The organism is Pseudomonas sp. Pse1 (assembly GCF_024519635.1).
Lineage (GTDB): Bacteria > Pseudomonadota > Gammaproteobacteria > Pseudomonadales > Pseudomonadaceae > Aquipseudomonas.
The window spans coordinates 402,742-423,689 of record NZ_JALJRO010000003.1 but is presented as its reverse complement, the minus strand read 5'-3'; the positions used below and the strand labels follow the sequence as shown (position 1 = coordinate 423,689).

Genomic DNA, 20,948 nt, shown 5'->3' with positions numbered 1-20,948 from the left:
GGCATGCAGGTGCAGTTCCGCGAGATCGACCAGGTCGCCACTGCGTCCAACGAGATGAGCGCCACCGCCCACGACGTCGCCAACAGTGCCTCGAATGCCGCCAGCGCCGCCAAGGGCGCCGATCAGTCGGCCCGCGATGGCATGGCGATCATCGAGCGCAGCACCCGCGACATCAGCCAACTTGCCGAAGAAGTCAGCAAGGCGGTCACCGAGGTCGAAGCCCTGGCCGTCAACAGCGAGCAGATCGGCTCGGTGCTGGAAGTAATCCGCAGCATTGCCGAGCAGACCAACCTGCTGGCCCTGAACGCCGCCATCGAAGCCGCACGCGCCGGAGAAAGCGGTCGTGGCTTTGCGGTGGTAGCCGATGAGGTGCGCAACTTGGCCAAGCGCACCCAGGATTCGGTGGAAGAGATTCGTCTGGTGATCGAGCGGATTCAAACCGGCACCCGTGGCGTGGTCGCCACCATGCACTCGAGCCAGACCCAGGCCCACAGCAACGCCGGGCAGATCCAGCAGGCGGTACAGGCCCTGGGCAAGATCAGCGAAGCGGTCACGGTGATCAGCGACATGAACCTGCAGATCGCCAGCGCCGCCGAACAGCAGAGCGCGGTGGCCGAAGAGGTCAATCGCAACGTCTCGGCGATCCGCACCGTCACCGAAACCCTCACCGAGCAGGCCACCGAGTCGGCGCAGATCAGCAGTCAGCTCAATTCACTGGCGACCCAGCAGATGAAATTGATGGATCAGTTCCGGGTTTAAGCCACGGTATCAATCGGCGCGACTCAAGAAAGTCCAGAGCAGTTGCGCCCCATAGCCCCGGTAGGGGCGCCAGGGCTCGGCGCGGGCGAGTAACTCGACTGCCGTCACAGGCCGCTCCTCGAGGGCGGTCAGTGCGTTGAGTAGCCCGACATCCGCCACCGGAAGCGCATCCGCGTGGCGCATCTGCCTCAGCGCTATGTACTGCGCCGTCCACTCGCCCACGCCCCACAGCGCCAGCAATGGTGTGACGCTGGTACGCAAGTTGGGGCCAGGCTCAAAAATCTGTGGATTATCCAGCAGCGCCTGCGCCACCCCTGACAAGGTTCGGCCGCGGCTACGGGGCATGCCGAGGGTTGCCAGGTCGGCGTGTGCCAATACCGCAGCCTCGGGAAACAGGTGGCTCAAACCGGGCGCAGGTGATGCCACCCGAGCGCCATAGCGTTCAACCAATTTGCCCGCCAGTTTGATTGCCGCAACCACTGTGATCTGTTGTCCCAGTACCGCGCGTATCGCCAACTCAAGACCGTCCCAGGCGCCGGGCACCTTCACTCCCGGGCGCGCAGCAATTAACGGCGCCAACAGCGGATCCGCCGCCAGGTGCCGATGGATCGGCAGCAGATCGACGTCCAGGTCAAACATCCGCCGCACCCGGGCGACGACTTCAGGCACGAGCGCGGGTGTTACCTCAAACAGGGTCAACTCCAGCCAGTCACCCGCGCCCGCACTGACCGAGAATCTGCCGTGCTCGCCGTGCAGGCTGAAGTTGCGCGAGTACACACCGTCGTTGACCGTCTCCAGCCCGCTGATTGCTCGCGTTGCGAAAAAGCCGAGCATCGCCGGCCAGTCATAGGGTGGCTGATAGTCGAGCCGTAGTTTCACAAGCTGAGGAAACCGTCGTACAGCCCATAGGCCGCCACCAGTGCGCCCAGTACCACGCCGGCAAAAATGCCTTTTTCGATGTGGGTGAACAGCGGCTGCCCCTGCTCATGCTTGGCCTTGGCAAACAGGATCACCCCCGGCGCATACAGCAGCGCCGACAAAAGCAGGTATTTAACCCCGCCGGCATACAGCAACCACACCGCATAGACCAGGGCGATACCACCGATCAGCAGGTCCTTGCGGCGCTCGGCGGAGGCGTTCTCGTAGGTTTCACCGCGTCCGCTCAACAGCACTGCATAGGCCGCCGACCACAGGTACGGCACCAAAATCATCGAGGACGCGAGGTAGATCAGACTGGTGTAGGTACCGGCGGAAAACAGGGTGATTAGCAGGAAAATCTGGATCATTACGTTGGTCAGCCACAGGGCATTGACCGGTACATGATTGGCGTTCTCCTTTTTCAGGAACGCCGGCATGGTCTTGTCTCGCGCCGTGGCAAAGAGAATTTCGGCGCACAGCAGCGCCCACGACAGCAACGCACCCAGCAGCGAAATCGCCAGGCCGATACTGATCAGCAATGCGCCCCACGGTCCGACAATGTGCTCCAGCACCGCCGCCAGCGAAGGGTTCTGCAACTCGGCGAGCTCCGGCTGGCTCATGATCCCCAGGGACAACACGTTGACCAGCACCAGCAGCGCCAGTACCCCGATAAAACCGATGACCGTCGCCCGGCCCACATCCGAGCGCTTTTCGGCACGGGCGGAATAGACGCTGGCGCCTTCGATGCCGATGAACACGAACACCGTGACCAGCATCATGTTGCGCACCTGATCCATCACGCTGCCGAAATTCGGATTGCTGCGGCCCCAGATATCACGGGTGAAGATGTCGGCTTTGAACGCCACGGCGGCGATCACGATGAACATCACCAGCGGCACGATCTTCGCCACGGTGGTCAGCTGATTGATGAACGCGGCTTCCTTGATCCCGCGCATCACCAGGAAATGCACGCCCCACAGCAGAGCAGAGGCGCAGGCAATGGCAATTGGCGTGTTGCCTTGGCCGAAGACCGGGAAGAAGTAACCGAGGGTGCTGAACAGCAGGACGAAGTAGCCGACGTTTCCCAGCCAGGCGCTGATCCAGTAGCCCCAGGCCGAGGAAAAGCCCATGTAATCGCCGAAACCGGCCTTGGCATAGGCATAGACCCCGGAGTCCAGTTCGGGCTTGCGGTTGGCCAGGGTCTGGAACACAAAGGCCAGGGTCAGCATGCCTACCGCGGTGATGCCCCAGCCGATCAGTACGGCGCCGGCGTCGGCACGGGCGGCCATGTTCTGCGGCAAGGAGAAAATCCCCCCGCCGATCATCGAGCCGACGACCAGCGCGATCAATGCGTTAAGTCTCAGCTTTTGCGCCGGTTGCGACATCGTTACCTCTCACGTCAACTGATTGTCATAGAAAAAGAGCATAACAGTGTGCTCTTCAGTAAATATCAAGTTTGGCATTTCGTTTATCAGGTAACGCTAAAAATAAACCATTTTTTAGAATTTTCTCGTCTAAAACAACAGAAGACGGAGGTCATTTTCCGGCGACTTTGAAAAAGTTCAATCATCGCCTGAAATTGCCGTAAAAATTTGCACATTCCTGAAAACCAACTAATTTCTAATCCTTGAGCAATAGGATCCATTCCTGCTCAACATCCTACACGCCTCTAGAATAGGCACTCTTGGCCGTTACCGAAGCTTTAATTCGTCTATGACAAGCAATGGAATGTATCAATGGACTGATCTAGATCAGGTGTTCTAAGCGCAAGCAGATTTATTCTGAAGCCTCTCTTCTCCTGCAACGGAGTCATACAATGTCAGAAGCTCCCGGAAAACTACGACTAGGTGCCTTAGTCGCGCTGGTGGTCGGCTCGATGATTGGTGGCGGGATCTTCTCCCTGCCCCAAAACATGGCGGCAAGTGCCGATGTGGGTGCAGTTTTAATTGGTTGGGCAATCACCGCCGTGGGTATGTTGACCCTGGCTTTTGTGTTCCAGACCCTGGCCAACCGTAAACCGGATCTCGACGGCGGGGTGTACGCTTACGCCAAGGCCGGTTTCGGCGATTACATGGGTTTCTCTTCGGCCTGGGGCTATTGGATCAGTGCCTGGCTGGGCAACGTCGGCTACTTCGTCTTGCTGTTCAGCACCCTGGGTTACTTCTTCCCGATTTTCGGTGAGGGCAATACCGTCGCCGCCATCATCGGCGCCTCGGTGCTGCTGTGGGCCGTGCATTTCCTGGTCCTGCGCGGGATCAAGGAAGCCGCGTTCATTAACCTGGTGACCACGGTCGCCAAAGTTGTGCCGCTGCTGCTGTTTGTCCTGATCGCCTTGTTCGCCTTCAAACTGGACATCTTCACTGCTGACATCTGGGGCATCAAGAACCCTGATCTGGGCAGCGTGATGGATCAGGTGCGCAACATGATGCTGGTCACCGTGTGGGTGTTCATCGGTATCGAGGGGGCGAGCATCTTCTCGTCCCGTGCCGAAAAACGCTCGGACGTGGGTAAGGCCACCGTAATCGGCTTCATCACTGTGCTGCTGTTCCTGGTGCTGGTGAACGTGCTGTCGCTGGGCATCATGACTCAACCGGAACTGGCCAAACTGCAGAACCCTTCCATGGCAGCCGTGCTTGAGCACGTGGTGGGCCACTGGGGCGCGGTGCTGATCAGCGTCGGTCTGATCATCTCGCTGCTGGGTGCCTTGCTGTCGTGGGTGCTGCTGTGTGCGGAAATCATGTTCGCCGCCGCCAAGGACCACACCATGCCGGAGTTCCTGCGCAAGGAAAACGCCAACCACGTACCGGTCAATGCCCTGTGGCTGACCAACGCGATGGTGCAGATTTTCCTCGTCATCACTCTGTTCTCGGCCAGTACTTACCTGTCGCTGATCTACCTCGCCACCTCGATGATCCTGGTGCCTTACCTGTGGTCGGCGGCCTACGCCCTGCTCCTGGCAGTGCGCGGTGAGTCTTACGAGAACGCCATCGCCGAACGCAAGAAAGACCTGTTCATCGGCGCGATTGCCCTGATCTACGCGGTCTGGCTGATCTACGCCGGCGGCCTGAAATACCTGCTGCTGTCCGCCCTGCTGTATGCCCCTGGCGTGATTCTGTTCGCCAAGGCCAAGCGCGAGTTGGGCAAACCTGTCTTCACCAACGTCGAGAAGCTGATTTTTGCTGTAGTAGTCATAGGCGCCCTGTTTGCGGCCTATGGGCTCTATGACGGCTTCCTGACTCTGTAATACCCAAGTTTATTTTGTCATCTGGAGGATCACTGTAATGACCACGGAAAAAGTTAAGTACGGCGTCCATTCTGAAGCCGGAAAACTGCGTAAAGTCATGGTTTGCTCCCCGGGCCTGGCCCACCAGCGGCTGACCCCGAACAACTGCGACGAACTGCTGTTCGACGACGTGCTGTGGGTTGCCCAAGCCAAGCGCGACCACTTCGACTTCGTCACCAAGATGCGCGAGCGCGGCATCGACGTGCTGGAAATGCACAACCTGTTGACCGACATCGTTGCCATCCCTGAAGCACTGGACTGGATTCTCGACCACAAGGTCACCGCAGACTCGGTGGGCCTGGGCCTGATCAACGAAGTCAAATCCTGGCTGAAAAGCCTGGAGCCACGACACATCGCCGAATTCCTGATTGGCGGCGTGTCCGCCGATGATCTGCCGGACAGTTTCGGCGGCAAAACCATCCAGATGTTCCGCGACTTCCTCGGCCACTCCAGCTTCATCCTGCCGCCGCTGCCCAACACCCAGTTCACCCGCGACACCACCTGCTGGATCTATGGCGGCGTGACACTGAACCCGATGTACTGGCCGGCGCGACGTCAGGAAACCTTGCTGACCACCGCCATCTATAAATTCCACCCGCAGTTCACCAATGCCGAATTCGAGATCTGGTACGGCGACCCGGAAAAGGATCACGGCAGTTCGACCCTGGAAGGCGGCGACGTGATGCCAATCGGCAACGGTGTCGTGCTGATTGGCATGGGCGAACGCACCTCCCGCCAAGCCATTGGCCAACTGGCGCTGAACCTGTTCAAGAACAAAGCCGTCGAGAAAGTGATTGTCGCCGGCCTGCCAAAATCCCGCGCCGCCATGCACCTGGACACCGTGTTCAGCTTCTGCGATCGCGACCTGGTGACGATCTTCCCGGAAGTGGTAAACCAGATCGTTGCCTTCACCCTGCGTCCTGACGACAGCAAACACGGCGGCATTGATATCCGCCGCGAGGAAGGCACTTTCCTCGACGTGGTCGCCAAGGCCCTCAACCTCAAGGCCCTGCGCGTGGTGGAAACCGGTGGCAACAGCTTCGCCGCCGAACGCGAGCAGTGGGACGACGGCAACAACGTGGTGGCGGTAGAGCCAGGCGTGGTGATCGGTTACGACCGCAACACTTACACCAATACCCTGCTGCGCAAGGCCGGGGTCGAGGTCATCACCATCAGCGCCGGCGAGCTTGGCCGTGGTCGTGGCGGCGGTCACTGCATGACCTGCCCAATCGTCCGCGACCCAATCGACTACTAACCAATTAACCCTGGCCGCCACTTATCCAGTGCGGCCAGGGGGATAACCGAAATCCAAGGAGATCCAAAATGGCTTTTAACATTCACAACCGCAATCTGCTGAGCCTGGAACACCACACCCCTCGCGAATTGCGTTATCTGCTCGATCTGTCCCGCGACCTGAAACGCGCCAAGTACACCGGTACCGAGCAGCAGCACCTCAAAGGCAACAACATCGCGCTGATCTTCGAAAAAACCTCGACCCGCACCCGCTGTGCGTTCGAAGTGGCAGCTTATGACCAGGGCGCGAACGTCACCTACATCGACCCGAACTCGTCGCAGATCGGCCATAAAGAAAGCATGAAGGACACCGCCCGCGTTCTGGGGCGCATGTACGACGCCATCGAGTACCGTGGCTTCAAGCAGGAAATCGTTGAAGAACTGGCCAAGTTCGCCGGTGTTCCCGTGTTCAACGGCCTGACCGACGAATACCACCCAACGCAAATGATCGCCGACGTGCTGACCATGCGTGAGCACGCCGACAAGCCGATCCACGAAATCAGCTACGTCTACCTGGGCGACGCCCGCAACAACATGGGTAACTCGCTGCTGCTGATCGGCGCCAAGCTGGGCATGGACGTGCGTATCTGCGCACCGAAAGCCCTGTGGCCGCATGACGATCTGGTGGAACGTTGCAACAAGTACGCCGAAGAAAGCGGCGCGCGCATCACCCTGACCGAAGACCCGAAAGCCGCGGTCAAGGGCGTGGACTTCATCCACACCGACGTCTGGGTATCGATGGGTGAGCCGGTTGAAGCCTGGGCCGAGCGTATCCAGCAACTGCTGCCGTACCAGGTCAACGCCGAGCTGATGAAAGCCACCGGCAACCCACGCACCAAGTTCATGCACTGCCTGCCGGCGTTCCACAACAGCGACACCAAGGTCGGCAAACAGATCGCCGAGCAGTATCCACATCTGTCCAACGGCATCGAAGTGACTGACGACGTGTTCGAGTCCCCTGCCTGCATCGCCTTCGAGCAAGCGGAAAACCGCATGCACACCATCAAGGCGATCCTGGTGTCGACCCTGGCCGACCTGTAAGCCTTCGCTCCCCCTGTAGGAGCGAGCCTGCTCGCGATAGCGCCGTACCGGTCGACAACAATATCGACTGCCAGGCCCCCATCGCGAGCAGGCTCGCTCCTACAAATGACCGGATCGACTGTACATTCCCTTTCAGAAGGACCAGCACCATGCGTATCGTCGTAGCTCTGGGCGGTAACGCCCTTCTTCGTCGTGGCGAGCCCATGACCGCGGACAATCAACGCGCCAACATCCGCATCGCCACCGAACAAATCGCCAAGATTCATCCGGGCAACCAACTGGTTATCGCCCACGGCAACGGCCCGCAAGTCGGCCTGCTGTCATTACAGGCGGCCGCCTACACCTCAGTCGCCGCTTACCCGCTGGACGTGCTCGGCGCAGAAACCGAAGGCATGATCGGCTACATCATCGAACAGGAATTGGGCAACCTGCTGGACTTCGAAGTGCCTTTCGCCACCCTCCTGACCCAGGTTGAAGTGGACGCCAAAGACCCGGCATTCCAGAACCCGACCAAACCGATCGGCCCGGTCTACTCCAAGGCCGAAGCCGAAGCCCTGGCCGCGGAAAAAGGCTGGGCAATTGCCCCCGATGGCGACAAGTTCCGCCGCGTGGTCGCCAGCCCGAAACCCAAGCGCATCTTTGAGATCCGTCCGATCAAATGGCTGCTGGACAAGGGCAGCATCGTGATCTGCGCCGGCGGTGGCGGCATCCCGACCATGTATGACGAAAACGGCAAGCTCAAAGGCATTGAAGCGGTGATTGACAAGGACCTGTGCTCGGCGTTGCTGGCGGAGCAACTGGAGGGGGATCTGCTGGTCATCGCCACCGACGTCAACGCGGCCTACATCGATTATGGCAAGCCGACCCAGAAAGCTATCGGCCAGGCTCACCCCGACGAAATGGAAAAACTCGGCTTTGCCGCCGGTTCCATGGGCCCGAAAGTCCAGGCTGCCTGCGACTTCGCGCGCAACACTGGCAAAGTCGCGGTGATCGGTTCACTCTCGGATATCGAAGCGATCGTCCAGGGCAAGGCCGGTACCCGCATCAGCACCGCCAAGCCTGGCATCACCTACCTATAATGTAAAAAGGGGCAGGCCAGGCGCCTGCCCCGACATCATGCCTTGAGAAGGAGACGCCTATGGCCCAGTTCGAACCTGGTCACCTGCACATCGAACGACATGCACTGAACGATAAGGATGTCAGCTACGACATCAAGCTTGAATACAAGGTTGAACAGGATCCGAGTAAAGGCAAAGGCATGCTGTTCAGAATGCATGGCTCGATTCAGGGCAAACCTGTTGATGAACCCTTCTTCCTACCCAAGGAAGAGGCGTATAACTTCGCCAGCAACGTGACAAAGATTGCCGAGAAATATGGCATTCCCAAGTCAATGAGTAGCATCGGCTCCGTTCATAAGCACTACGACCTGATGTTCGAGGACGTGCGCGTGCAACTGAACATGAAGTCCGGTGAACCGGTCGACCTGAAAAGTTTCGAGTAACCAGATCCCACTGTAGGAGCGAGCCTGCTCGCGAAAGCGATCCCACATTCAACTTCGATGTTGTCTGACACACCGCTTTCGCGAGCAGGCTCGTTCCCACATTGGAACCCTCAACACCACCAACCGATTTCACCTTACCCCCGCACCAAGGCATACTTGCCACCCTCCGCACCGTAGACCCTGAAACCGCCCCATGCGTATCCACGTCAGCTTCATCGACCGCGTCGGCATCACCCAGGAGGTCCTGGCCTTGCTCGGTGGGCGCAATCTCAATCTGGATGCGGTGGAAATGGTTCCACCGAACGTCTACATCGACGCCCCGACCTTGAGTCCACAGGTGCTCGAAGAACTGCGCGATGCGCTGTTCAATGTGCAGGGCGTGCAAGCGGTGACCGTGGTCGACATCCTTCCCGGGCAACGCCGGCACCTGCAACTCGACGCCCTGTTGGCGGCGATGACCGACCCGGTGCTGGCTCTGGACAGTGCGGGTACGATTCTGTTGGCCAACCCGGCCCTGATCGCCCTTTACGGTCGCGAGCCAGCCGGGGAAAACGTCGGCGCATTGTTTGCCGATCCGGCCCTGCTAGGCACCCTGCTCGAACATGGCTTTCGTCTGCCGCTGCGCGAGATCACCGTCAACGGCCAGACCCTGCTGCTGGACGCGACGCCGATCACCGATGCCGGCGCCCTGCTGACCCTCTATCAAGCCAACCGGATCGGCGAGCAACTGTCGGCCCTGCACCACGATCACGCCGAAGGCTTCGATGCGTTGCTCGGCGAATCCCCCGTCATTCGTACCCTCAAGGCCCGGGCCCAACGAGTCGCAGCGCTGGATGCACCCTTGCTGATCCAGGGCGAAACCGGCACTGGCAAGGAACTGGTGGCGCGCGCTTGCCATGCCAACAGTAGCCGCCACAGTGCGCCCTTTCTGGCGTTGAACTGCGCGGCATTGCCGGAAAACCTCGCCGAAAGCGAACTGTTCGGCTATGCCCCCGGCGCCTTCACCGGCGCCCAGCGCGGCGGTAAACCGGGGCTGATGGAACTGGCCAACCAGGGTACGGTGTTTCTCGATGAGATCGGCGAGATGTCGCCCTACCTGCAGGCCAAGCTCCTGCGCTTTCTCAATGACGGCAGCTTTCGCCGGGTGGGCGGCGATCGCGAAGTCAAGGTCAATGTGCGGATCCTCAGCGCGACCCACCGTGATCTGGAAAAAATGGTCAGCGAAGGGACCTTCCGCGAAGACCTGTTCTATCGCCTGAACGTGCTCAACGTCGAAGTGCCGCCACTGCGCGACCGTGGCCAGGACATCCTGCTGCTGGCGCGTTACTTCATGCAGCAGGCCTGCGCACAAATCCAGCGTCCGGTCTGCCGCCTGGCCCCCGGCACCTACCCGGCCCTGCTGGGCAATCGCTGGCCGGGCAACGTGCGGCAACTGCAGAACGTGATCTTCCGCGCCGCCGCCATCTGCGAGAGCAGCCTGGTGGACATCGGCGACCTGGACATCGCCGGCACCTCGGTCGCCCGCCAAAGCGACAGCGAAGTCGACAGCCTGGAACAGGCGATGGAAGACTTCGAACGCTCGCTGCTGGAAAAACTCTACGTCAGCTACCCCTCGACCCGCCAACTGGCCAGCCGCCTGCAAACCTCGCACACGGCGATCGCCCATCGTTTGCGCAAGTACGGTATTCCAAATAAGCCTTGATCCCTGTAGGAGCAGCCCGGCCGGCTCCTACAGGGTCTGCGATAGTCACAAAATCATCGCCAAAAACGACCTCCACCTGTACTGAAAGCGCTACAGCGGAACGATATCGCTACACCCTCCTTCCAGCGCCTCCACGCAAGGCTTTGATCCCCATAGGCTTTTTTCTCCGCACCGGACTGTAGCGATTTCGCTACACCTGCTTATCTCGCCGCAACCGAAATAACTCGCAAGCACTTGTTTTGTAACGACTTTTCAAGATTGGCAACGTTTTTGCTTTGTAACCCCTCATTAATCAAGGGCATTACGCCCACGCTTTCCACCGCGTCCACCAGACGAGTCTGGCCCCTGAGGAGTTTCCATGAGCGAGTTGCGTTTTACTGAAGATCACGAATGGCTGCGCACCGAAGCCGACGGCAGTGTCACTGTCGGCATCACCGCCTTCGCGCAGAACGCCCTGGGCGACGTGGTGTTCGTGCAACTGCCTGAATTGCAGGCTTACGACAAGGGCGCGGAAGCCGCCACCGTGGAATCGGTCAAGGCCGCCAGCGGCGTGTACATGCCCCTGGACGGCGAAGTGCTGGCAACCAACCCGGCGCTGGAGGACAGCCCGGAACTGGTCAACGAAGACCCGCTGGGCGAAGGCTGGTTTTTCCGCTTTCAGCCTGCCGATGCATCAGCCGTCGCCAAGTTGCTGGATCAGGACGCCTATGACCGTCTGATCAAAGCCAACGCGCAAGCTTGAGGAGCACCGACATGACTGAAGTCAACCTGAGCACCGCCAACGAATTCATCGCCCGTCACATCGGCCCGCGTGCCGGCGACGAGCAAGCCATGCTCAACAGCCTCGGTTTCGACTCCCTGGAAGCCCTGAGCGCCAGCGTCATCCCCGACAGCATCAAGGGCACCAGCGTACTGGGTCTTGAAGACGGTCTGAGCGAAGCCCAGGCCCTGGCCGCGATCAAGGCCATCGCCGGCAAGAACCAGCTGTTCAAGACCTACATCGGCCAGGGCTACTACAACTGCCACACACCATCGCCGATCCTGCGCAACCTCCTGGAAAACCCGGCCTGGTACACCGCCTACACCCCGTACCAGCCAGAAATTTCCCAGGGCCGCCTGGAAGCGCTGCTGAATTTCCAGACCCTGATCAGCGACCTGTCCGGCCTGCCGATCGCCAACGCCTCGTTGCTCGACGAAGCCACCGCTGCTGCCGAAGCCATGACCTTCTGCAAACGCCTGAGCAAGAACAAGGGCAGCCACGCCTTCTTTGCCTCCGTGCATTGCCACCCGCAGACCCTCGACGTGCTGCGCACCCGGGCCGAACCACTGGGCATCGAGGTGGTAGTCGCCGATGAGCGTGAGCTGAGCGATCTCAGCCCGTTCTTCGGTGCCCTGCTGCAATACCCAGCCGCCAACGGCGACCTGTTCGACTACCGCGAGCTGACCGAACGCTTCCACGCCGCCAACGCCCTGGTGGCCGTGGCCGCCGACCTGCTGGCCCTGACGGTCCTCACCCCGCCAGGCGAGTTCGGCGCAGACGTGGCCATCGGCAGCGCGCAGCGTTTCGGCGTGCCGCTGGGCTTTGGCGGTCCGCACGCGGCGTACTTCGCCACCAAAGATGCGTTCAAACGCGATATGCCGGGGCGCCTGGTCGGTGTCTCCGTCGATCGTTTCGGCAAACCGGCGCTGCGCCTGGCCATGCAGACCCGCGAGCAACACATCCGTCGCGAGAAGGCGACCAGCAACATCTGCACCGCCCAAGTCCTGCTGGCCAACATCGCCAGCATGTATGCGGTGTATCACGGCCCCAAAGGCCTGACCCAGATCGCCCTGCGCATCCATCACCTGACCGCAATCCTCGCCAAGGGCCTGGATGCACTGGGAGTGAAGGTCGAACAAGCGCACTTCTTCGACACCCTGACCCTGGCCACCGGTGCCAACACCGCCACCCTGCATGATCAGGCACGCGCCCAGCGTATCAACCTGCGGGTGATCGATGCCGAGCGTCTGGGCCTGTCCCTCGACGAAACCACTGCCCAGGCGGACATCGAGACCTTGTGGAGCGTATTCGCCGGCGGTCAAGCGCTGCCGGAGTTCGCCGCGCTTGCCGCTGCCGTACAAGGCACCCTGCCAGCGGCCCTGGTTCGCCAGTCGGCCATCCTTAGCCACCCGGTGTTCAACCGCTATCACTCGGAAACCGAGCTGATGCGCTACCTGCGCAAGCTTGCCGACAAGGATCTGGCCCTGGATCGCACCATGATCCCGCTGGGTTCGTGCACCATGAAACTTAACGCCGCCAGCGAAATGATCCCGGTGACCTGGGCCGAATTCGGCGCCCTGCACCCGTTCGCTCCGGCCGAGCAGAGTGCCGGCTATCAGCAATTGACTGATGAGCTGGAAGCAATGCTCTGCGCCGCCACCGGTTACGACGCCGTGTCGCTGCAACCGAACGCCGGTTCCCAGGGCGAGTACGCTGGCCTGCTGGCCATTCGCGCCTACCACCAGAGCCGTGGCGATGACCGCCGCGACATCTGCCTGATCCCGTCATCCGCCCACGGCACCAACCCGGCCACCGCCCACATGGCCGGCATGCGCGTGGTGGTGACGGCCTGCGATGCCCGTGGCAACGTCGACATCGAAGACCTGCGTGCCAAGGCCATCGAGCACCGCGAACACCTCGCGGCCCTGATGATCACCTACCCGTCGACCCATGGCGTGTTCGAGGAAGGCATCCGCGAAATCTGCGGGATCATCCACGACAACGGCGGCCAGGTGTACATCGACGGCGCCAACATGAACGCCATGGTCGGCCTCTGCGCACCGGGCAAGTTCGGCGGCGACGTATCGCACCTGAACCTGCACAAGACGTTCTGCATCCCTCACGGCGGTGGCGGCCCGGGTGTCGGGCCGATCGGCGTGAAGTCGCACCTGATCCCGTTCCTGCCCGGTCACGCGGCCATGGAGCGCAAGGAAGGCGCGGTGTGCGCGGCACCGTTCGGCAGCGCCAGCATCCTGCCCATCACCTGGATGTACATCCGCATGATGGGCGGCGCCGGCCTCAAGCGCGCTTCGCAGCTGGCGATCCTCAACGCCAACTACATCTCTCGTCGCCTGGAAGAGCACTACCCGGTGCTGTACACCGGCAGCAACGGTCTGGTGGCCCACGAGTGCATCCTCGACCTGCGCCCGCTGAAGGACAGCAGCGGCATCAGCGTCGATGACGTGGCAAAGCGCCTGATCGACTTCGGCTTCCACGCCCCGACTATGTCGTTCCCGGTCGCCGGGACCCTGATGATCGAGCCGACCGAAAGCGAATCCAAGGAAGAGCTGGACCGCTTCTGCGACGCGATGATCCGCATCCGCGAGGAAATCCGTGCAGTCGAGAATGGCACCCTGGACAAGGACGACAATCCGCTGAAAAACGCCCCGCACACTGCGGCGGAAATCGTTGGCGAGTGGTCGCACTCTTACAGCCGCGAACAGGCGGTGTACCCGGTGGCGTCGTTGATCGAAAGCAAGTACTGGCCGCCGGTCGGTCGCGTCGACAATGTGTTCGGCGACCGCAACCTGATCTGCGCCTGCCCGTCGATCGAAAGCTACGCTTAAGCGAATGAGGGGGCGGACTGATCCGCCCCCGATTTCAACAACACCACAGTCCTCTGTAGGAGCGAGCCGGCTCCGGGCGGCTCGCTCCTACAGAGGGCTGTGTCAGACTCGGCTTGCCAATCCCCATAACAAGAAACCGGAGAACAACCATGTCGTTAAGCGTGTTCGACCTGTTCAAGATTGGCATCGGCCCTTCCAGTTCCCACACTGTCGGCCCGATGCGGGCGGCTGCGCGCTTCGTCGAGGGCCTGCGCCGCGACGACCTGCTCAAGGCCACCACCAGCGTCAAGGTTGAGCTGTACGGTTCGCTCGGCGCCACCGGCAAAGGCCACGGCAGTGACAAGGCCGTGCTGCTGGGCCTGGAAGGCGAACACCCGGACACCGTGGATACCGAGACCATCGCCGCCCGCCTGCTGGAAATTCGCAGCAGCGGCCGGATCAACCTGCTCGGCGAACACCCCATCGATTTCAACGAAAAACTCCACCTGGCGATGATCCGCAAGCCGTTGGACTATCACCCCAATGGCATGATCTTTCGTGCCTTCGACGCCGCCAGCCTGCAGATTCGCAGTCGCGAGTACTACTCGGTGGGTGGCGGTTTTGTCGTCGACGAAGATGCCGCCGGTGCCGATCGCATCGTCGAGGACGCCACACCGCTGACCTTTGCGTTCAAAAGCGCCAAGGACCTGCTTGGGCATTGCAGCACTTACGGGATGCCTATCAGCCAGGTGATGCTGACCAACGAAAGCGCCTGGCGCCCAGAGGCGCAAACCCGTGCCGGCCTGCTGAATATCTGGCAGGTGATGCAGGACTGCGTCGACGCTGGCTGTCGCAATGAGGGAATTCTGCCTGGCGGACTCAAGGTCAAGCGGCGAGCCGCGGCCTTGCACCGGCAACTGTGCAAGAACCCGGAATCGTCCCTCCGCGACCCACTGTCGGTACTGGATTGGGTCAACCTGTACGCCCTGGCAGTCAACGAAGAAAACGCCAACGGCGGCCGTGTGGTGACCGCACCTACCAACGGCGCCGCCGGGATCATTCCCGCCGTTCTGCACTACTACATGCGCTTCATCCCCGGCGCGAACGAGGATGGCGTGGTGCGTTTTCTGCTCACTGCCGCGGCGATCGGCATCCTGTACAAGGAAAACGCCTCGATCTCGGGTGCCGAAGTGGGCTGCCAAGGCGAAGTGGGCGTGGCCTGCTCAATGGCGGCCGGGGCGCTGTGCGAAGTCCTCGGTGGCAGCGTCCAGCAGGTCGAGAACGCCGCCGAAATCGGCATGGAACACAACCTCGGACTGACCTGCGACCCGATTGGCGGCCTGGTGCAAGTCCCCTGCATCGAGCGCAACGCCATGGGTTCGGTCAAGGCCATCAACGCGGTGCGCATGGCCTTGCGCGGCGACGGTCAGCACTTCGTCTCCCTCGACAAGGTGATCCGCACCATGCGCCAGACCGGCGCCGACATGAAAAGCAAATACAAGGAAACCGCCCGAGGCGGTTTGGCCGTCAACATTATCGAGTGCTGATGCGAGCGCATCCCCACCCGTTTTTCCAGGAGCTGAATATGTCCACCGAGCACTTGCTGAAAACCCCGCTGCACAAATTGCACATCGAACTGGGCGCACGCATGGTGCCGTTCGCTGGCTACGACATGCCGGTGCAATACCCGCTGGGCGTGATGAAAGAGCACCAGCACAGCCGTGATCAGGCCGGGCTGTTCGATGTTTCGCACATGGGCCAGATCCGCCTGACCGGCGCCAATGCCGCCAGCGCACTGGAAACCCTGGTGCCAGTGGACATCATCGACTTGCCGGTAGGCATGCAGCGCTATGCCATGTTTACCAATGAACAAGGCGGTATCCTCGACGACCTGATGGTGGCCAACCTCGGAAACGACGAGCTGTTCCTGGTGGTCAACGCCGCGTGCAAGGACCAGGACCTGGCGCACTTGCGCGCGCATATCGGCGATCAATGCCAGATCGAGCCGCTGTTCGAGGAGCGCGCCCTGCTCGCACTGCAAGGCCCGGCTGCGGTTACAGCGCTGGCGCGCCTGGTGCCGGAGGTGGCAAAGATGACCTTCATGCAATTCATTCGGGTGAATCTGCAGGGCGTGGAGTGTTTTGTGAGCCGCTCGGGCTACACCGGTGAAGATGGCTTCGAAATCTCCGTACCGTCTCTCCACGCCGAAGCCCTGGCACGCACCCTGCTGGCTGAACCCGAGGTCGCCGCCATCGGCCTTGGTGCCCGCGACTCGTTGCGTCTGGAGGCGGGTCTGTGCCTCTACGGCCATGACATGAACACCCAGACCACGCCGATCGAAGCCAGCCTGCTGTGGGCCATTTCCAAGCCACGGCGTGCCGATGGTGCGCGTGCCGGCGGCTTCCCCGGTGCCGAACAGATTTTTGCCCAGCAGCAAAACGGTGTACTACGCAAACGGGTCGGCCTGTTGCCTCAGGAGCGGACGCCGGTGCGTGAAGGCGCAGAAATCGTCAATGAAGCGGGCGAGATCATCGGCAGCGTCTGCAGCGGTGGTTTCGGTCCAACCTTGGGCGCCCCGCTGGCGATGGGATATCTCGACAGCGCCTACACCGCACTCGACACTCAGGTCTGGGCCATTGTCCGTGGCAAAAAAGTGCCACTGCGTGTAAGCAAAATGCCATTTGTTCCGCAACGCTACTATCGTGGCTGAGTAGCTGTTCCGATAAGTAACGCGACTGCGTAACAGTGCACTAAACTGTAACGCAGTCGCCATAAAACAGTGCATTGCTTGGTTATAAGCTTCGTTTATGAACTCGGCTTATAACATTCGAAAACAATTGAACAACTCTATCGAATAAGCCACGCAAACAGCCCCAAGCCTAGCAATACAAGGCTTTCACGGGGGCTTGTTTTTCCTGTGGTAGTTGGCGTAGAGTTTGTTCACTGTGTTTGCATGGGTCGCTTGGAATCGTGACCTGGGCAGTAGCCAACAAGTTTGCTACACCCGTTCTACGTCTTTCTTCCTTCCTGCAACCAGCCCCAGTACTCTTTCATGAGAAAGAGGCTGTCATTAATTTTTTGCGTCAAAGGAAATAAGAAATGTCCCAACGTCAGAGCGGCACCGTCAAGTGGTTTAACGACGAAAAAGGTTTTGGTTTTATCACTCCAGAAAGCGGCCCGGATCTGTTCGTGCATTTCCGTGCCATCCAGGGCAACGGCTTCAAGAGCCTGAAAGAAGGCCAGAAAGTGACCTTCATCGCTGTGCAGGGCCAAAAAGGCATGCAGGCTGACGAAGTTCAAGCAGAAGCTTAATCTTCTGTAACGAAAAAGCCCCTGATGCTGACATCAGGGGCTTTTTTGTGCGCGTAAATCCGTAAAATGGCTTCCTTTTTCCGCCGAGAGCCTGCCATGTCGAAACACCTGCTTACTCCCCAGGGCGAATTTCCTGTCGCTGGCCTGGGTCGTCGTCTGGCAGCGATGTTCTATGACTTTCTGCTGTGCACCGCCTTGATGATCGTCACGGGGGGCATCTACAAGATGGTACAGATGGCAATCATCGGTGAAGAGCGGATGCGCGCCCTGACCGATGCTGGCGCCCTGGATGGCGATCCCCTGCTGTCTACCGTGCTGCTGTTCGTACTGTTCGCCTTCTTCGCCAAATTCTGGACCTATTCCGGGCAGACCCTGGGCATGCAAGTCTGGTGCATCCGCGTGCAGAACGCCGATGGCTCGGCCATCAGCCTGTGGCAGGCACTGTTGCGCTTCGTGGTCTCGATTGCCTCGCTGCTGTGCGTCGGCCTCGGCTTTTTCTGGAGCCTGTTCGACAAGCAGCACCGCAGCTGGCACGACATGTACTCCAATAGCCAGTTGGTGCGGATTCCGAAGAAGAAAAAGTGATCGGCCAGATACGAAAAAGCCCCGAATGATCGGGGCTTTTTTTTGCTCAGGCGTTACCCGCAAGCTTCATCCGCGCTGCGGCGGTGAAGTCGAGCATGCGCTTGAGTGGGCGAATCGCCTGGGGGATCAGCGATGGCTCGACGAAGATTTCTCCAGAGCCCTCACGCAGGCACTGCAGCGTGCGCTCGAGGGTATTCATCGCCATCCACGGGCAATGCGCGCAACTGCGGCACGCCGCGCCGTTACCGGCCGTTGGCGCCTCGATGAAGACCTTGTCCGGGCACAACTGCTGCATCTTGTAGAAGATGCCGCGATCGGTGGCAACGATCAGGGTCTTGTGGGGCAGGCTTTGCGCCGCAGCGATCAATTGACTGGTGGAGCCCACGGCATCCGCCAGCTCGATGACTGCCGTCGGCGACTCCGGGTGGACCAGGATCGCGGCATCCGGGTACAAGGCCTTCATGTCTTCCAGCTGTTTGGCCTTGAACTCCTCGTGGACGATGCACGCACCGTCCCACAGCAGCATGTCGGCACCGGTCTTGCGCTGGATGTAGGTGCCCAGGTGCTTGTCCGGCCCCCAGATGATCGTCTCGCCGTTATCCATCAGGCTTTCGACGATCTCCAGCGCACAACTGGAGGTCACTACCCAATCCGCCCGCGCCTTAACCGCTGCCGAGGTGTTGGCATAGACCACCACCGTGCGCTCCGGGTGCTGGTCACAGAACGCCGAAAACTCGTCGACCGGGCAACCCAGGTCCAGCGAGCAGGTCGCTTCCAGCGTCGGCATCAGCACGCGCTTTTCCGGGTTGAGGATCTTCGCCGTCTCGCCCATGAACTTCACGCCGGCGACGACCACGGTCTTGGCCGGATGCGCATTGCCGAAGCGGGCCATTTCCAGGGAGTCGGAAACACAGCCACCGGTTTCCTCGGCCAGGGCCTGGATGATCGGATCGCAATAGAAGTGTGCAACCAGCACCGCGTCCTGAGCCTTGAGCTCGGCGGCGATGGCGGCGCGGTAGTGAGCCTCCTCGGCGGGCGTCAGCGGCTTGGGCTGCTTGGCATCGAGGTGGGCTTGAACCAGAAGGCGTTCGGAAATTTGCGTCATGTTCGCAAGACCTGCGGGCGCATATGCGCGAAAGTCGAGTATACACCCGGCTCCGGACCCATCAGGGTACCGCCGGGAAAGTGAGTATTCATCAGGCACGGACGCCGTTGAAGCTGCGCAAGGCTACAGAATATCCCAGAGTTGCAAAAGACCATTCTGCGCCGATCACGCGGTGCAGCAGCCCTTGATTGCATAAGGCCTGAATCGCGGGCAAAAAAAAACCCGGAAATCCTCACTTTCGTGGGCCTTCCGGATTTTCTAAACCGCCAAATATGGTGGGTCGTGTGGGATTCGAACCTACGACCAATTGGTTAAAAGCCAACTGCTCTACCAACTGAGCTAACGACCCGCTGCGTTGTGGTGCGTATAATACTGATTTTTAAGGACTATTCAACACCTATGTGCAAATAAATCAAAAATAATTGGTAGGGTCGCTGAATCCCGCCGCTTTGAAGCCTTCAGCACGCAGGCGGCAGCTGTCGCATTTGCCACAGGCAGCACCGTTATCGTCCGCCTGATAGCAGGAAACAGTCAGTGCATAGTCGACGCCCAGTTTCACGCCAGCCTGGACAATCTGCGCCTTACTGAGGTTTTGCAGCGGCGCCTGGATACGGAAGCCATTGCCCTCGACCCCAGCCTTGGTCGCCAGGTTGGCCATGCGCTCAAAGGCTTCGACGAACTCGGGACGGCAATCCGGGTAACCGGAGTAGTCCACGGCGTTAACGCCGATGAAGATGTCCCGCGCTCCCAATACTTCTGCCCAGCCGAGGGCCAACGACAGGAACACCGTATTGCGGGCCGGCACGTAGGTGACCGGAATGCCTTCGCCCAGCTCTTCAGGCACATCGATGGAGCTGTCGGTCAACGCCGAACCGCCAATACCGTTCAGGTTCAGGCCGATGACCTTGTGCTCGACCACGCCCAGGTCGCGGGCAACGCGCTCGGCAGCCTGCAACTCGGAACGATGGCGCTGGCCGTAATCGAAGCTCATGGTGTAGCAACGGTAGCCTTCGGCCTTGGCCATGGCGACAACCGTCGCCGAATCCAGGCCACCGGACAGCAGGATCACCGCTCGTTTTTCTACTGCATTCAGTTGTTCAGTCATTTCAGCGCCCCGGCTCGTCATTCCAAAGATATTTGTGCAACTGCAATTGCAGGCGCACCGGCAGGTTGTCCGCCACGACCCAGTCAGCCAGGTCGCGCGCATTCAGGTCATGGTGGCTCGGCGAGAACAGCACTTCGCCCGCTCGCTCAGCCAGACCGTACTGGATCAGCTTGGAGACTGCCCAGTCATAGTCCTCGCGCGAACAGATCACGAATTTGACCTGATCATTGGCAGTGAGCAGTTCAATGTTTTCGTAGCGATTGCGATGGGCTTCTTTCGAGCCCGGTGTCTTGAGGTCGACGACGCGACTGACCCGAGTATCGACTGCCGATATATCGATGGAGCCACTGGTTTCCAGGGACACCTCGTAACCGGCGTCGCACAGGCGCTCGAGCAACGGAATGGCGTTGGGCTGGGCCAGGGGCTCGCCACCGGTGACACAGACATAACGCGGACGAAAACCGGCAACCTGCTCGAGGATGTCGTCGAGCGATCGAACGGTGCCGCCGGTGAAGGCGTAGGCGCTGTCGCAGTACTGGCAACGCAATGGGCAACCGGTCAGACGCACAAAAACAGTGGGCAGCCCGGCAGTCCGCGTTTCACCCTGCAACGAGTAAAAAACTTCGGTAATTCTCAATGTGTCTTGCATAGTCGCCACGGGCGTAACAGCTAAACAGGCTGTCCGCCTCCGTCAGGCACTTGATGGAACCCCGCCAACGCGCAGATCCCAAAAAGCGGTGTTTCGAAAAAGGGCGTGAA

At 60.3% G+C, this 20,948-nt stretch carries 18 protein-coding genes and 1 tRNA gene; 13 read left to right on the top strand and 6 right to left on the bottom strand.

All coding sequences use genetic code 11. From position 1 onward, the window contains the following. Window positions 1–3: 3 nt before the first annotated feature. Window positions 4–759 (top strand): methyl-accepting chemotaxis protein, encoded by a 756-nt coding sequence (locus tag NR126_RS28960; RefSeq protein WP_372825977.1) that lies wholly within the window; start codon window positions 4–6, stop codon window positions 757–759. A gap of 9 nt (window positions 760–768) precedes the next feature. Here the strand turns inward: NR126_RS28960 and NR126_RS07035 are convergent, their stop codons facing one another. Further along, window positions 769–1,638 (bottom strand): DNA-3-methyladenine glycosylase, encoded by an 870-nt coding sequence (locus NR126_RS07035; protein ID WP_105753868.1) that lies wholly within the window; start codon window positions 1,636–1,638, stop codon window positions 769–771. Continuing rightward, window positions 1,635–3,062 (bottom strand): arginine-ornithine antiporter, encoded by a 1,428-nt coding sequence (gene arcD, locus NR126_RS07030; RefSeq protein WP_027619848.1) that lies wholly within the window; start codon window positions 3,060–3,062, stop codon window positions 1,635–1,637. Before arcD (NR126_RS07030) ends, NR126_RS07035 begins: the two co-directional genes overlap by 4 nt. A gap of 431 nt (window positions 3,063–3,493) precedes the next feature. Between arcD (NR126_RS07030) and arcD (NR126_RS07025) the strand changes: the two genes are divergently transcribed. The 12 genes from arcD (NR126_RS07025) to NR126_RS06970 all read left to right on the top strand — a co-directional run bounded on the left by arcD (NR126_RS07025) (window position 3,494) and on the right by NR126_RS06970 (window position 17,979). Continuing rightward, window positions 3,494–4,921 (top strand): arginine-ornithine antiporter, encoded by a 1,428-nt coding sequence (gene arcD, locus NR126_RS07025; protein ID WP_027619847.1) that lies wholly within the window; start codon window positions 3,494–3,496, stop codon window positions 4,919–4,921. Window positions 4,922–4,958: 37 nt separating this feature from the next. Continuing rightward, on the top strand, window positions 4,959–6,215 hold the full coding sequence (arcA, locus tag NR126_RS07020; protein WP_256829940.1) for an arginine deiminase: 1,257 nt from the start codon (window positions 4,959–4,961) through the stop codon (window positions 6,213–6,215). Window positions 6,216–6,283: 68 nt separating this feature from the next. Next, a complete protein-coding gene (locus NR126_RS07015) occupies window positions 6,284–7,294 on the top strand; it encodes an ornithine carbamoyltransferase (protein ID WP_027619845.1) in 1,011 nt (336 codons plus the stop codon). 149 nt (window positions 7,295–7,443) lie between these two features. After that, window positions 7,444–8,373, top strand: a complete 930-nt coding sequence (gene arcC / locus NR126_RS07010; protein ID WP_027619844.1) for a carbamate kinase — start codon at window positions 7,444–7,446, stop codon at window positions 8,371–8,373. A gap of 59 nt (window positions 8,374–8,432) precedes the next feature. Further along, on the top strand, window positions 8,433–8,795 hold the full coding sequence (locus NR126_RS07005) for a DUF5064 family protein (RefSeq protein WP_027619843.1): 363 nt from the start codon (window positions 8,433–8,435) through the stop codon (window positions 8,793–8,795). Window positions 8,796–8,988: 193 nt separating this feature from the next. After that, a complete protein-coding gene (locus NR126_RS07000) occupies window positions 8,989–10,497 on the top strand; it encodes a sigma-54-dependent transcriptional regulator (protein ID WP_027619842.1) in 1,509 nt (502 codons plus the stop codon). Window positions 10,498–10,855: 358 nt separating this feature from the next. Beyond that, window positions 10,856–11,239: a glycine cleavage system protein GcvH gene (gene gcvH, locus NR126_RS06995; protein WP_027619841.1), complete on the top strand. Its 384-nt coding sequence runs from the start codon at window positions 10,856–10,858 to the stop codon at window positions 11,237–11,239. Between the two features lie 11 nt (window positions 11,240–11,250). Continuing rightward, complete coding sequence (gene gcvP / locus NR126_RS06990; RefSeq protein ID WP_256829939.1) at window positions 11,251–14,103, top strand: aminomethyl-transferring glycine dehydrogenase; 2,853 nt, start codon at window positions 11,251–11,253, stop codon at window positions 14,101–14,103. A gap of 149 nt (window positions 14,104–14,252) precedes the next feature. After that, window positions 14,253–15,629, top strand: a complete 1,377-nt coding sequence (locus NR126_RS06985) for an L-serine ammonia-lyase (RefSeq protein WP_027619839.1) — start codon at window positions 14,253–14,255, stop codon at window positions 15,627–15,629. A gap of 38 nt (window positions 15,630–15,667) precedes the next feature. Further along, window positions 15,668–16,792, top strand: a complete 1,125-nt coding sequence (gene gcvT / locus NR126_RS06980) for a glycine cleavage system aminomethyltransferase GcvT (protein ID WP_027619838.1) — start codon at window positions 15,668–15,670, stop codon at window positions 16,790–16,792. 389 nt (window positions 16,793–17,181) lie between these two features. After that, window positions 17,182–17,394: a cold-shock protein gene (locus NR126_RS06975; RefSeq protein WP_007977299.1), complete on the top strand. Its 213-nt coding sequence runs from the start codon at window positions 17,182–17,184 to the stop codon at window positions 17,392–17,394. Window positions 17,395–17,490: 96 nt separating this feature from the next. Further along, on the top strand, window positions 17,491–17,979 hold the full coding sequence (locus tag NR126_RS06970) for an RDD family protein (RefSeq protein ID WP_027619837.1): 489 nt from the start codon (window positions 17,491–17,493) through the stop codon (window positions 17,977–17,979). Between the two features lie 46 nt (window positions 17,980–18,025). On the opposite strand, the gene nadA is transcribed toward NR126_RS06970, so the two are convergent. The 4 genes from nadA to queE all read right to left on the bottom strand — a co-directional run bounded on the left by nadA (window position 18,026) and on the right by queE (window position 20,838). After that, on the bottom strand, window positions 18,026–19,084 hold the full coding sequence (gene nadA, locus NR126_RS06965; protein ID WP_027619836.1) for a quinolinate synthase NadA: 1,059 nt from the start codon (window positions 19,082–19,084) through the stop codon (window positions 18,026–18,028). Window positions 19,085–19,357: 273 nt separating this feature from the next. Beyond that, window positions 19,358–19,433, bottom strand: a tRNA-Lys gene (locus tag NR126_RS06960). A 63-nt stretch (window positions 19,434–19,496) separates the two neighbouring features. Next, window positions 19,497–20,189: a 7-cyano-7-deazaguanine synthase QueC gene (gene queC / locus NR126_RS06955; RefSeq protein WP_027619835.1), complete on the bottom strand. Its 693-nt coding sequence runs from the start codon at window positions 20,187–20,189 to the stop codon at window positions 19,497–19,499. A 1-nt stretch (window position 20,190) separates the two neighbouring features. Next, window positions 20,191–20,838 (bottom strand): 7-carboxy-7-deazaguanine synthase QueE, encoded by a 648-nt coding sequence (queE, locus tag NR126_RS06950; protein WP_027619834.1) that lies wholly within the window; start codon window positions 20,836–20,838, stop codon window positions 20,191–20,193. Window positions 20,839–20,948 lie beyond the last annotated feature (110 nt).